Raw genomic sequence first — 13,340 nt, 5'->3', positions numbered from 1 at the left:
GGGTCGGCCGGGCCCGGCGTGTACCCCCTAGGCTGATGTCCAGCAGTCGCTGACGGACAGAATTGCAGCAGCCAGTGGGGGCACCCAGATGACGACAGGTCGGCCCGGCACCACCGCGGCGCCCAACGGGGCGTACGCGGGCCAGGTGGTGCGGTTTCCGGACCCGGTACGCGCCGAGAAGCACCCGGGCGGGGTGCTGATGGACCCGTACGGCTACCCGGACTTCAGCCCGTACGCGGCCGCCGTCGCCGAGGTCGCCGACCCGCCCGAGGGGCTGGGGGTGGACGAGCTGCGGCTGACCGACTACGTGTCGGCCAACGCCGCGCTCTTCACCCAGGGGCACGAGCTCTGGGCCGACCTGGAGACCGCCGTGGCCACCCCGTCCGGCTGGACGTGGCACCACGTCGCCGGGCGGGCGGCCCCCGGCTGGCGCCGGATGGAGCTGGTGCCCGTCGAGGTCAAGGCGCTGCTGCGGCACCACGGCGGGCTGGCCAGTTCGCAGGCCGACCACACCCGCCGGGGCACCCGGCCGCTCCAGGAGCACCGGCCCGTGCACTTCTCGCTGGCCAAGGACGGCGGCGAGCCGCTGAGCGTCACCGAGGACCTGGTGCAGCGGGCGGAGCAGCGGCTCGGCCACGAACTGCCGCCCGGCTACCGCAGCTTCCTCAAGCTGGCCGGCGGCCGCCTGCCGGTCGGCGTCGCGCTGGACACCGGCCTCGGGCTGCTGCTCGACCAGCCGTTCCTGACGCTGAGCGAGGAGTACGGCGTCCACGACCTGGTCTACGCGAACAAGTGCTTCCGCGACCACCTCACCAAGGACTACCTGGGCATCGCGTACGTCCAGGGCGGTCTGCTGGCGCTCAAGGTGCGGGGCGAGCGCACCGGCTCGGTCTGGTTCTGCCTCTACGACGACGCCCGGGACGACGCCGGGGCCGAGCACCCCGAGACGCCCGAGGAGCGGGTCGAGCGCCTGCTGCTGCCGTGCGGCGAGGACTTCGACGAGTTCCTGCTCCGGCTGGCGGGCAGCCCGCCGGAGCTTGAGGCCGTGGCGGGAATGATGGTGGACGGCGGGTTCGCCCGGGCCGTACCGGTGAGCTGATGCGCGGTCGTTCGCAGAGCCGTTCGCAGAGCTGTTCGCAGGCTCGTTCGCAGAGCCGTTCGTGCCGTCGTTCGTGCGGTCGTTGGGAAGATGGGGTGTACCGAGCGTGGTGACGTACGCGCAGGCACAGGAGCTTGCCGAGGACTGGATCAACGCGGGGGTGCCGCGCTCGCGGCAGCGCGGCGTACGGGTGCGGGAGTTCGACCTGGGCTTCGTCTGCTGGGCGGTGGAGCAGGGCGAGGGCCAGCCGGCCGAGGGCGGTGCCGTCGGCGGCCCCCGGCTGGTGATCGCCCGGGACAGCGGGGCCAGCACGCTCTGGCCGCCGCTGCCCGTCAACGACGTGGTCCGCCACTACGAGGAGACCTACGGCGGGCCGGTGGCGGCCGACCCGGCCGGCGCGGCGAAGGCCGTCCCGGGCGCCGTCGAGGCGACCTCGTTCCACCTCAGCCCGCCGAAGTGGGTCCAGGAGGCGGGCGAGGCCGCGCTGGTGGCGGAGGCCGCGCGGCTCGGCGAAGCCGAGGAGGCCGAGCCCGAGCCCGAGGCTGCTGGGGTGCCTGCTGCTGTGCCCGTGCCCGTGCCGATGCCTGCCCCGGTGCCCGCGCCCGCGCCTCCGGCCGAGCCGGACTACGCGCCGCCGGTGCGGCTCACCGCGCCGCCCGTCTCCGAGCGGCCGGCCGGCCAGTCGCCGACCATGCTCGCCCCGCCGCCGGGCTCCACCCCGCCGCCGTTCCCGCCTCCGCCCGTCCAGGCCCAGGTGCCCGCGCCCGCTCCGGTGCCGGCTCCCGCACCGGTTCCGGTCCCGGCGTCCGTGCCCGCCGCGGTGCCCGCGCCCCCGGTCGAGCACGCCCCCACCATGCTCTCCACCGACGGCCCGCCCGGGCTGGCGGGGCTGGCCGGTGCGCCGGGGCAGGTGCCGGGCCAGCCGGGACGCGGTCCGAGCGCGCCGCCGCCACCGCCGCCGGCGGAGCTGCGGCACACCCCGGGCGGTCACCCCGGCGCCGGTGCGGCCCCCCGGGCCGACCTGGGCGCACCGCCGCCCCCGCCGCCCGCCGCGCTGCTCGGCGGGACGCCGCCGGGCGGGGTCGCGTACGAGCCGACCCAGCTCGCGCCCGCCGTCCAGCTGCCGCAGGGCGGTCCCGGCCAGCCGCCGGCCGCTCCCGGCGGGTTCCCGCCCAACCCCTTCCCGCCCAACCCCTTCCCGCCGGGCGCCGTCCCGGTGCCGGGCGTGCCGCCGGTCGGGTACGGCTACCCGGGCGTCGCCTCGGCGGGGGCACCCGCGCCCGCCGTACCGGCCGGGCCGCCGCCGATGGCGCCGCTGCCGCCGGTCGCCCCGCTGCCGCCCGCCGTGCCGTCGATCGGTCCGGGCACCGTCGCGGTGGTCAGCTACCGGGGGCCCGACGGCTCGGAGCAGAAGCTGATCCACCGCAGCGAGCCCGGCACCCCGCACCCGGAGTGGAAGGCCCTGCAGGACCTGCGCCGGCTGAACGTCCCGCCGGACCAGGTGCTGGAGCTGCACACCGACCTGGAGTGCTGCGAGCTGCCCGGCGGCTACTGCGCCCGGATGGTCCGGGCCGCCTGGCCGAACGTCCGCGTCAGCCACACCGCGCCGTACGGGCGGGACCAGCAGGCCCGGCAGGCCGGTATGGCGCTGCTGCTCGACCACCTCGACCAGTTGCACCAGCTGGCCGCCGGCCCGCAGCGCCCGCGCCCGGTCCGGGTGCCGCTGCCCGCGCCCGGCACGGTCCCGATGCTGCCGCCGGTCGCACCGCAGCAGCTGGCGGCCGAACTGGGCCAGGTCTTCGGGCCCGGGGTGTTCCGCTTCGAGCAGCGCGCGGTCTCCCGGCAGGGCGTCCCCGAGGCGGTGGCGCAGACCCTGGTGTGGGCCGGACTGCCGCGCGACTTCGCGCCGTTCTTCTGGGCCCAGGCCCAGGAGGGCCGCCCGATCCCGACCCTGGCCGAACTGGCGGCCGAGCGCGGCCTGCCGGCCGGGCCGGACTTCGGCGGGTACCTGGTGCTCGGCAACGACTACGGCCGCCAGCTGTGCGTGCAGTACGGCACGGCGGCGGTGGTCGCGGTGGAGATGGAGAACGGCGGCGAGCCCCCGCGCTTCGTCAACAGCGGCGTACCGGAGTTCGTCCGCAGCATGGCCGTCCTCGGCCGGATGTGGCCGCTGCGCTACGGGCTCACCCCGGACCAGGCCGGACGCTGGACCACCGACTTCCAGGCCCAGCTGGCCGCCGTCGACCCGGCGGCGTTCCAGACGCCCGAGACCTGGTGGGCGGTGCTGCTGGAGCAGTTCTGGGACGGCGTGATGTGACGAGGGCGTGAGGCGCCGCCGGGGTGACGCCTCGTCGTCCCGGTGTGACGTCCCGGTGTGACGTCCTGATGTGCCGCCCTCGATGTGACGCGTGACGCTTCGCGGGGACACCGCGCTGTGACGCGTCGCATCGAAACCTCCGGGCCCGTTCCCGGCGTCGTACGACTGAGGTCTGCGGCGCGGGGGCGGGCCTTTCGGCTGTTCCTGGCCGGTGGACCGGCGCGCCTCGACCGCCGGTCACCTCGTCTTTTCGAGGTATCTGCGCAAAATGGGACAAGATAATGACCAGCTCTACATGCCCGCGACCTCGTGGACGCCCCAGACGACGACCCAGTCGATCCCGAAGCCAAGGAGAAGGTTCATGAGTGACGCCGCCGCTGTGTACGGCTTCACGGCAGCCCGCCGGGGCTACGCGCCCGAGCAGGTCGACCAGGCGCTCGCCGCCCTGACCGCCCAGCGGGACCATGCCTGGGAGCGGCTCAGCGTGCTCGGCTCGGGCCTGCGGGAGATGGAGAACCGGCTCGCCGACGTCCGGCAGGCCGCCGAGGACGCCCCCGAGCCCGAGTACGAGGTCCTCAGCGAGCAGGCCGCCCACCTGATGAAGATCGCCGAGGCCGAGGCGCTGGCCGTCCGGGAGAAGGCCGAACGCGCGGCCGAGGACGCCCGCGACCAGGCGTACGACACCGGCCAGGCCCTCACCGAGCGGACCGCGGAGTACGCCGCGGCCACCCGGGACGACGCCGACCAGGCCGCCCGCCGGACGGAGGAGCGCACCCGCGCCGAGGCCGAGAAGCTCCGGGCGGAGGCCGACGCCGACTCCCGCACCATCCGGGACACCGCGACGGCGGACGCCGCGAAGACCCGGGTCGCCGCCGCCGAGGCCGAGGAGCAGGCCGAGGCCAAGCTCGCGGAACTGCGCCGGCAGGCCGACGAGGCCTTCGCCGCCGAGGAGGCGAAGGCCGACGACGAGGACACCAAAATCGCGGCCATGGCCGAGCGCAGGCTCAAGGAGGCCGAGCAGCACCGCGAGACGGTACTCGGCCAGATCAAGCAGTCGGACGCCGAGGCCCAGGCCCGCGCCGACCAGCTGGTCGACCAGGCCCGCCGGGAGGCCGAGAAGGTCCGCGCGGCGAGCGAGGCCGAGCAGCGCGAGTTCGCCGTCCGGCAGGAGCTGGTGCAGCAGCACCTGGACCACATCAAGCAGACCCTGGCCGCGCTGACCGGCGCGGCGGTCGGCGCGATCGAGCCCGCGGAGGCGGTCGCGCCGGTCGGCTCTGCTGGCCCCGCTCCCGCCCCTGCTCCCGCGCTCCGGGCTGCGCCCGCCGTAACCGCTGAGCCCGCTGCACCCGCCGTGGCGGTCGAGGCTGCGCCGGGCGAGGCTGCGGAGGCGGCGCCGGGCGAGGCCGGGCCCGTTGCGTCGGCGGCGCCCGCCGAGGCGCTGACCACCGTGCTGCCGGCCCTCCCGCCGATGCCGGCGGCTCCGCCGCCCGCTCCGGCGGCGGTGCTTCCGCCGGAGGCCGAGACCCGGATCATCCCGAAGATCGTGATCGTCGACGACGGTTCCGGGTACGACACGCTCCCGAACCCGGTGGTCCGCCGCCGCAAGTAGGGTCCGCCCGGCCCCCCGCGGGTCCGCCCGAGCGCAGGGCCAGGTCTCAGTCCGGCGGGCTCGCGAGGAGTTTCGCGAACCGCTGGTGCTGGTCCTTGAGGGCCTGCTGGTGGGCCGTCAGCGCGGTGGTGTTCTGGGTGATCTGCTGCTGCTGGTAGCCCGCCAGGACGGCGAAGTAGACGCCGGCCAGGCCGCTCCGGCCGGTGCAGTCGGCGTCGGCCCGGGCGGTGGCCAGTTCCGTCGCGGAGGGGGCGCCGGCGCTGTCCCGGTAGTGCTGGGCCAGGGCCTCCGGGCTGGTCGCGGCGTACCCGGCCTTCAGCATGCAGGCGGCCCAGGCCCAGGTGGCGGTGGTGACCCGGTTGTCCTGGTCGGCGTCCTGGAGGGATTCGGCGGACAGGCGGTTGACCAGGTCGCTGCCGGGCTGGTCGACGGGTTTGAGCTGGTCGGCGACCTGCCGGTCGCAGTCCACCCGGGCGGTCACGTACGGCTCGGAGTCCTCGGGCGCGACCGGTGGGGTGCCGGCCGCCGTCGGCGATGTCGGCTGGTGGAAGCCCTGGGCGGCGGCCGTCCCGGCACCGAGGTAGCCCCAGGCACCGGCCGCGAGCGTGCCCGGCCCCTCGGCCCGGGCCGCGGTGGGGTAGTCGGCGGTGGTGAAGCCGGTGAAGCCCGCCTTGTGCATGCACGAGACCACCAGCGAGGCCTGCACCGTCACCTCCTGCCGGAGGTCCTGGTCGTCCGTCTGGTACGCGGTGAGCGGCATCCCGGCCAGCCCGGCGGCGCCGGACTCGGGCGGCGGCGGGGTGCCGGCCACCACGGGCGGGGTCGGTCTGGCGGACGACTGCCCCACGGGTGCCCCGGGCCCGCCGGAGGCGCAGCCCGCCGCGAAGGCCGACAGCGTGACGGCGAGCAGCAGGCCAGCCGGTCGGCGGCGACGGCCGGGGACATCCACGCTGGCGTTCCAATCCGCGCGGCGTGGGTGGGGTGGTGGTGTTGCCGCACCTGCTCGGACCCTAGTCCGGCGCTTGCACCGCAGCCACCGGTTCGTCGGCACGTCCGGGTGAGCTGCGTCACGGATCCCGGTGCCCGTGGGCCGCTCCGGGCCCGGTCGAATTGGCCAGGACTCGTGGCGCCCGTTGGAGAACGCCCCCCACGACTCCCGGCGACTGGGCGCGGGCGCCCCCACCCAGGGCCGCCCGGCCTCGCGCAGTTCCCGACCCCCATCGGGATGCGCCGGCACCGCTGCAGCCATCCCCCACGGTTGGGTGCGGCGGGCACGAACACCATCCTGCGCGACGACCATGGACGGACAGTGACAGGAGTGTGTCCACTTCATGTGATCTGTGCTTCGGGCGCCGCACCGGGCTTGACGTGCACATAAACAGAACGGGCGGCGCCGGTGCGGCGCGCCCGCCGCCCGCCCGGCCGCTCCGTCGGCGCCGCTGTCCGCGTGCGTGTCGGTCGTCCGGCGTAGGCTGGAGGCCCCCGGACGCAACGCGTGCCGGGCCGTTCGCGTTGCCCCCGCCGGTGTTTCGGCGCCCTGGGGCACACCAGCCACGGGACGAAGAAGAGACTCGATGAGCCTGTCCGGACTGCTCGATGTCGTCGTACGGGATGCCGCCCTCGCCGAGGCGATCGAGGCGGCGGCTGCCGGACGGAGGCAGCACCTCGACCTGGTCGGCCCGCCCGCCGCCCGGCCGTTCGCGCTCGCCGCGCTGGCCCGCTCGCTCGCCCGGGGCGGCGGTGAGCGGGGCAGGCCCGTGCTGGCCGTGACGGCGACCGGGCGGGAGGCCGAGGATCTGGCGGCCTCGCTCCGCTCGCTGCTGCCGCCGGACGCGGTGGCCGAGTTCCCGGCCTGGGAGACGCTGCCGCACGAGCGGCTCTCCCCGCGCTCGGACACCGTGGGCCGCCGGCTGGCCGTACTGCGCCGGATCGCGCACCCCAGCGCCGACGACCCGCAGGCCGGGCCCGTCCAGGTGATCGTGGCGCCCGTCCGCTCGGTGCTCCAGCCGCAGGTCAAGGGGCTTGCCGAGTTGGAGCCGGTGGCGCTCCAGCGCGGTGAGCAGCACGATCTGGAGACCGTCGCCCGCAGGCTCGCGGCCGCCGCCTACGCCCGGGTGGAACTGGTCGAGAAGCGCGGCGAGTTCGCGGTGCGCGGCGGCATCCTGGACGTCTTCCCGCCGACCGAGGAGCACCCGCTGCGGGTGGAGTTCTGGGGCGACGAGGTCGAGGAGGTCCGGTACTTCAAGATCGCCGACCAGCGCTCGCTGGAGATCGCCGAGCACGGGGTCTGGGCGCCGCCCTGCCGTGAGCTGCTGCTCACCGACGAGGTACGGGCCAGGGCCGCCGAGCTGGCCGTGAGCCACCCCGAGCTCGCCGAGATCCTCGACAAGATCGCCCAGGGCATCGCGGTCGAGGGCATGGAGTCGCTGGCGCCCGTCCTGGTGGACGACATGGAGCTGCTGCTCGACGTGCTCCCGGCCGGCTGCATCGCCGTGGTCTGCGACCCCGAGCGGGTCCGCACCCGGGCCGCCGACCTGGTCGCCACCAGCCAGGAGTTCCTGCACGCGTCCTGGGTGGCCGCCGCCTCGGGCGGGGACCGTCCGATCGACATCGAGATGATCGACGTCTCGGCCGCCTCGCTCTGGTCGCTCGCCGACGTCCGCGAGCACGCCGCCGAGATCGGGCTGCCCTGGTGGTCCGTCAGCCCGTTCGCGACCAGCGACTCGACCGTCTCCGAGGTGTTGGCCCGCGGCGAAGCCTCCCCCAGCCTTCGGCCGGGGGTGCCCCCAGATTGGCACAGCGATGCCAACACCTTGACGCTCGGCATGCACGCCGTAGAGGCGTACCGGGGGGACACCGCCCGTGCCATCGCCGACGCCAAGGAGCGGCTGGCCGCCGACTGGCGGGTCGTCATGGTGACGGAGGGCCACGGCCCGGCCACCCGGCTCGCCGAGGTGCTCGGCAACGAGGGCATCCCGGCCCGGCTGGTCCCGGACCTGACGGAGCCGCCGACCCGGGACGTGGTCCACGTCGCGACCGGCTCGATCGAGCACGGCTTCGTGGACGAGGCGCTGAAGCTCACCGTCGTCACCGAGACCGACCTCTCCGGGCAGAAGTCCTCCACCAAGGACATGCGCCGGATGCCGTCCCGCCGCCGCAACGCCATCGACCCGCTGGCGCTCAAGGCCGGCGACTACGTCGTGCACGAGGCGCACGGCGTCGGCCGGTACGTCGAGATGGTGCAGCGCACCGTCCAGGCCGCGACCCGCGAGTACCTGGTGCTGGAGTACGCCCCCGCGAAGAAGGGCCACCCCGGCGACCGGCTCTTCGTGCCGACCGACCAGCTCGACCAGGTCACCAAGTACGTCGGCGGCGAGGCCCCGACCCTGCACCGGCTCGGCGGCGCGGACTGGGCGAAGACCAAGCAGAAGGCCAAGAAGGCCGTCCGGGAGATCGCCGGCGACCTGATCAAGCTCTACTCGGCCCGGATGGCGGCCCCCGGCCACACCTTCGGCCCGGACACCCCGTGGCAGCGCGAGCTGGAGGACGCCTTCCCGTACGCGGAGACGCCCGACCAGCTGACCACCATCGCCGAGGTCAAGTCGGACATGGAGAAGTCCGTCCCGATGGACCGGCTGATCTGCGGCGACGTCGGCTACGGCAAGACCGAGATCGCTGTGCGGGCCGCCTTCAAGGCCGTCCAGGACGGCAAGCAGGTGGCCGTCCTGGTGCCGACCACGCTGCTGGTGCAGCAGCACTTCTCCACCTTCGCCGAGCGGTACGCCAACTTCCCGGTCGTGGTGAAGGCGCTGTCCCGCTTCCAGAGCGACTCGGAGGCCAAGGCCGTCCTGGAGGGGCTGACCGAGGGCTCGGTGGACGTCGTCATCGGCACCCACCGGCTGTTCTCCTCGGAGACCCGCTTCAAGGACCTCGGCCTGGTCATCGTCGACGAGGAGCAGCGCTTCGGCGTCGAGCACAAGGAGCAGCTGAAGAAGCTGCGGGCCAACGTGGACGTGCTGACGATGTCCGCGACGCCGATCCCGCGCACCCTGGAGATGGCCGTCACCGGCATCCGCGAGATGTCCACCATCACCACCCCGCCGGAGGAGCGGCACCCGGTGCTGACCTTCGTCGGCCCGTACGACGAGAAGCAGATCTCGGCGGCGATCCGGCGCGAACTCCTGCGCGAGGGCCAGGTCTTCTACATCCACAACCGGGTCGAGTCGATCGACAAGGCGGCGGCCCGGCTGAAGGAGCTCGTCCCGGAGGCCCGGATCGCCACCGCGCACGGGCAGATGGGCGAGAACCTGCTGGAGAAGGTGGTCGTCGACTTCTGGGAGAAGGAGTTCGACGTCCTGGTGTCCACCACGATCGTGGAGTCGGGCATCGACATCTCCAACGCCAACACGCTCATCGTCGAGCGCGGCGACACCTTCGGCCTCTCCCAGCTGCACCAGCTGCGCGGGCGGGTCGGGCGCGGCCGCGAGCGCGGGTACGCGTACATGCTCTACCCGCCGGAGAAGCCGCTCACCGAGACGGCGCACGAGCGGCTCGCGACCATCGCCCAGCACACCGAGATGGGCGCGGGCATGTACGTGGCGATGAAGGACCTGGAGATCCGAGGAGCCGGCAACCTGCTCGGCGGCGAGCAGTCCGGGCACATCGCCGGGGTCGGCTTCGACCTCTACATGCGGATGGTCGGCGAGGCGGTGGCCGAGTTCCGCGACTCGCTGGCGAGCGGTGGACAGGAGCCGGAGGAGGAGCCGCTGGAGGTGAAGATCGAGCTGCCGGTGGACGCCCACCTGCCGCACGACTACGCCCCCGGCGAGCGGCTGCGGCTCCAGGCGTACCGCTCGATCGCGGCGGTCAACTCCGAGGAGGACATCGTCCACGTCCGGGACGAGCTCAAGGACCGGTACGGGAAGCTGCCGGACCCGGTGGAGAACCTGCTCACGGTGGCCGGGCTGCGGCTCTACGCCCGGCGCTGCGGCATCGCCGACATCACCCTCGCGGGGGCGAACATCCGGTTCGGGCCGGTCGAGCTGCGGGAGTCGCAGGAGCTGCGGCTGAACCGGCTCTACCCGCGCAGCCAGGTGAAGGCGGCGGCCCACCAGCTGCTGGTACCCCGCCCGAGCACCGGCCGGATCGGCGGCAAGCCGCTGGTCGGACGCGAACTGCTCGCATGGTGCACCGAGTTCCTCGGCACGATGTTCGACGATCTCGCGGGAGCCAAGAAGTAGGAGGCTCCGCCAGTAGGCAGGCGACCAGCCACAGACAGGGGCGCGAGGAACTGCGCGAAGCCGGAAGAGTACAGGCCAGTGCCTTCCGCCTCGCGCAGTTCCTCGCGCCCCTGTCTGTGGCTGAGCGGCTGCCTTACCTGCCGGGAGGCGCGCCTCAGGCGAGCACCCACTGGCCGGTCTGCTGGGCGAAGCCGCTGTCCAGGGCGAACTGGGCCTTGGCGATCTTCGCGTCCTTGGGGACCTCGAAGGTGATGAAGCCGAGGGCGCTCTCGCCGGGGGCGATGTTGACCGGGACCTGGAAGCCGGGGCCGGCCTTGGTGTCGGAGAGTGACGTCCCGTAGGACTGGCCCTGGGCGTCCAGCAGCTTGGCGCTGTTCTGCGGGGCGTCGCTGTAGGCCTTGCTGCTGGTGTCCTTGATCCGGAACTGGACGGCGACGAAGCGCATGCCGTCGGCCGGCTTGGTGTACTCGTCGGCGCCGTCCGGGCTGTCGACCAGCTTGAGCACCGTGACGTCGGCGGTGTTGGACGGGTCCGAACCCTTGAGGGCGATGGTGTCGCCGAGCTTCGCGGCCCCCTTGGCGGCGGGGGCGGCCGAGGTCTTCCCGCCGGCGGCGGGAGCGGCGGCGGAGCTCTTGGCGGTGGTGGAGACCGAGGAGTCGGTCGGCCCGCAGGCGGTGGCGCCGAGGGCGACCAGCGTGGCGCCCAGCAGGAGGGCGGCGGTGCGGCGACGGGCGGTGGTGGCGATGGCCATGACGGAACTCCCATTCCAGGCGGTTCGGTTCGGTGCTGTCCGGTGCTGTTCTTCGCTCCGGCGGGCTGCCGTTCTTGCGATGGGTAGATCACACCATCAGATGTGAACGATGTCAACAGCGATTCGAGAAACCTCTCTGTTCACGTGTGAACCTCCGTCGTGACCCACCTGGCTATGCTGTGTGGCCACACCCCAGCCGAAGGAGCCCGCCAGATGCCGGACCGCCCCGAGGTGACCGCCGTCGAGATCGCCCGCCTGGCCGGGGTCGGCCGCGCCGCCGTCAGCAACTGGCGCCGCCGTCACCCCGACTTCCCCCGCCCGGCCGGCGGCACCGACAGCAGCCCGACCTTCCGGCTCGACCAGGTCGAGCAGTGGCTGCGGGGGCAGGGCAAGCTCGCCGAACTACCGCTGCTGGAGCGGACCTGGCAGCAACTGGAGAGCCTGCGCGACCCGGCCGGACCGCCCGCCGCCCCGCTGGTCGGCGCCGGCGCGTTCCTCCTGCTGCTGCACCGTGAGCCCGCCGCCTGGGCCGCACTCGCCGAGGAGTCCGACACCCGGCTCGCCACCGCCCTGCCCCGGGCGCTGGCCGCGCTGGCCGCCCGCACCCTCGGCCCCGGGGGCGCCGCCCTGCCGGCCCTGCCGGGCCTGCTCGGCAGCACCGACCTCGACCTCGCCCGCCTGCTCGCCGCGCTCGCCGCCGCGCACGGGCCGGTCGACGCGTACGAGCAGCTGCTCACCCGCCACGCCGAGGCCAACTCCCGCCAGCTCAGCCCCACTCCGCCCGAGGCGGCCGCGCTGCTCGCGGCCGTCGGCGGCCACGCCGGCTCGGTGCTGGACCCGGCCTGCGGGCTCGGCGGCCTGCTGCTCGCCGTCCCGCCGGCCGCCGTCCGGTACGGCCAGGACCTCGACCCGGCGCTCACCGCGCTCGCACTGCTCCGGCTCGCCCTGCACACCCCGGCCGACCACCCCGGACCGCTCGCGCTGGACCTGCGCCCCGGCGACGCCCTGCGCGCCGACGCCCACCCCGGGCTCGGCGCCGACGCGGTGCTCTGCCAGCCGCCGTACAACGAGCGGGACTGGGGCCACGACGAGCTCCAGTACGACTCCCGCTGGCTCGGCGGCCACGTCCCGCCGCGCGGCGAGTCCGAACTCGCCTGGGTCCTGCACTGCCTGGCGCACACCCGCCCCGGCGGCCTGGCCGCACTGCTGCTGCCGCCGACCGTGGCCTCCCGCCGCTCCGGCCGCCGCCTCCGGGCCGAGCTGCTGCGCTCCGGCGCGCTGCGCGCCGTGGTCGCCCTCCCGGCCGGCGCCGCGCCCCCGTACGGCGTCCCGCTGCACCTGTGGGTGCTGCGCCGCCCGCAGCCCGGCGACGACTTCCGCCAGGTGCTGCTGATGGACGCCGGCGGCGGCCACCCGGCGGGCGAGGGCGGCCGGGACCGGATCAACTGGCCCGAGCTGCACCGCACCGTGCTCGACGCCTGGCGGGCCTTCGACGCGGCCGCCTCGGCCGGTGACCCGCTGCCGGCCGACCGGGCCGGCGTGCACCGCGCCGTCGCCGCGATCGACCTGCTGGACGACGAGACCGACCTCTCGCCCGCCCGGCACCTGCCGCCGCCGGCGCTCTCCGGCGGCCTGGACGGCCTGACCCACCTGCGGAACCGCCTCACCGAGCTGCTCGCCGACCTCGGCGGACCGGCCGCCGCCCCGCCCGCCGCCGTCGCGGCCGAGACGGCGGAGCCCGTCCCCACCGTGACGGTGGGCGAGTTGGCCCGTGCCGGGGCGCTGGAACTGCACTCCTCCGGGCCCGGCGCGCCGTCGGGGGGCCCGTCCGACGGCGGGGCGGGCGTACCGCTGCTGACCGACCAGGACCTGATCGCCGGTACCGCCCCGAGCGCGCGGGCGGACGCCGCCGAAACCCCGTTCACCACCCGGCCCGGCGACGTCCTGGTACCGGCCCTCGGAGCCGCCGTCGCCCGGGTCGTCCAGGCCGGCGGTCCGCTGGACGGGGTCGCGCTCGGACGGCAGTTGCACCTGCTCCGCCCGAACCCGCAGTCGCTCGACCCCGAGTTCCTGGCCGGGCAGCTGCGCTCCACCGCGGTCGCCCGGCGGGCCGCCAGCCACGCGTCCACCACCACCCGCCTGGACATCCGCCGGGCCGAGCTGCCCCGGCTGCCGATCGACCGTCAGCGTGCGCTCGGTGCGGCCTTCCAGCGCGTCGCGGCCTTCGAGGCGGCCCTCCAGCAGGCCGCCGCCGTCGGGCGCGGCCTCGCCCAGGGCCTCACCGACGGGCTGGCGGCGGGCACCCTCACCGAGGACTGACCGCC

The 13,340-nt window shown here is 74.9% G+C and carries 7 protein-coding genes; 5 read left to right on the top strand and 2 right to left on the bottom strand.

Translation table 11 applies throughout. The annotated features are described in order from the left end of the window. Window positions 1-88 precede the first annotated feature (88 nt). From ABD330_RS18295 to ABD330_RS18285, 3 genes are all read left to right on the top strand, one after another. A complete protein-coding gene (locus ABD330_RS18295; RefSeq protein ID WP_344466317.1) occupies window positions 89-1,099 on the top strand; it encodes an SMI1/KNR4 family protein in 1,011 nt (336 codons plus the stop codon). A gap of 106 nt (window positions 1,100-1,205) precedes the next feature. Continuing rightward, window positions 1,206-3,416 (top strand): SUKH-4 family immunity protein, encoded by a 2,211-nt coding sequence (locus ABD330_RS18290; protein WP_344466314.1) that lies wholly within the window; start codon window positions 1,206-1,208, stop codon window positions 3,414-3,416. Between the two features lie 361 nt (window positions 3,417-3,777). After that, complete coding sequence (locus tag ABD330_RS18285) at window positions 3,778-5,025, top strand: hypothetical protein (protein ID WP_344466312.1); 1,248 nt, start codon at window positions 3,778-3,780, stop codon at window positions 5,023-5,025. Window positions 5,026-5,071: 46 nt separating this feature from the next. Here ABD330_RS18285 and ABD330_RS18280 read toward each other — a convergent pair whose 3' ends face one another. Then, window positions 5,072-5,974, bottom strand: a complete 903-nt coding sequence (locus ABD330_RS18280; RefSeq protein WP_344466310.1) for a hypothetical protein — start codon at window positions 5,972-5,974, stop codon at window positions 5,072-5,074. Between the two features lie 625 nt (window positions 5,975-6,599). Between ABD330_RS18280 and mfd the strand changes: the two genes are divergently transcribed. Continuing rightward, on the top strand, window positions 6,600-10,265 hold the full coding sequence (gene mfd / locus ABD330_RS18275) for a transcription-repair coupling factor (RefSeq protein ID WP_344466308.1): 3,666 nt from the start codon (window positions 6,600-6,602) through the stop codon (window positions 10,263-10,265). A gap of 154 nt (window positions 10,266-10,419) precedes the next feature. On the opposite strand, the gene ABD330_RS18270 is transcribed toward mfd, so the two are convergent. Beyond that, window positions 10,420-11,016, bottom strand: a complete 597-nt coding sequence (locus tag ABD330_RS18270) for a DUF4352 domain-containing protein (protein ID WP_344466306.1) — start codon at window positions 11,014-11,016, stop codon at window positions 10,420-10,422. 213 nt (window positions 11,017-11,229) lie between these two features. Here ABD330_RS18270 and ABD330_RS18265 point away from each other — a divergent pair, with 213 nt between their 5' ends. Continuing rightward, a complete protein-coding gene (locus tag ABD330_RS18265; RefSeq protein ID WP_344466304.1) occupies window positions 11,230-13,335 on the top strand; it encodes an N-6 DNA methylase in 2,106 nt (701 codons plus the stop codon). Window positions 13,336-13,340 lie beyond the last annotated feature (5 nt).

The sequence above is a fragment of the Kitasatospora kazusensis genome, assembly GCF_039529945.1.
Classification (GTDB): domain Bacteria; phylum Actinomycetota; class Actinomycetes; order Streptomycetales; family Streptomycetaceae; genus Kitasatospora; species Kitasatospora kazusensis.
Note: the sequence above shows the minus strand (reverse complement) of the source record. Positions and strands in the feature narration are given on the sequence as shown.

Excerpts from the sequence above, each read along its gene's own strand:
- ABD330_RS18270 (WP_344466306.1), bottom strand. The coding sequence starts at position 11,016 with ATGGCCATCGCCACCACCGCCCGTCGCCGCACCGCCGCCCTCCTGCTG.
- ABD330_RS18285 (WP_344466312.1), top strand. The coding sequence starts at position 3,778 with ATGAGTGACGCCGCCGCTGTGTACGGCTTCACGGCAGCCCGCCGGGGC.
- ABD330_RS18265 (WP_344466304.1), top strand. The coding sequence starts at position 11,230 with ATGCCGGACCGCCCCGAGGTGACCGCCGTCGAGATCGCCCGCCTGGCC.
- ABD330_RS18295 (WP_344466317.1), top strand. The coding sequence starts at position 89 with ATGACGACAGGTCGGCCCGGCACCACCGCGGCGCCCAACGGGGCGTAC.
- mfd (WP_344466308.1), top strand. The coding sequence starts at position 6,600 with ATGAGCCTGTCCGGACTGCTCGATGTCGTCGTACGGGATGCCGCCCTC.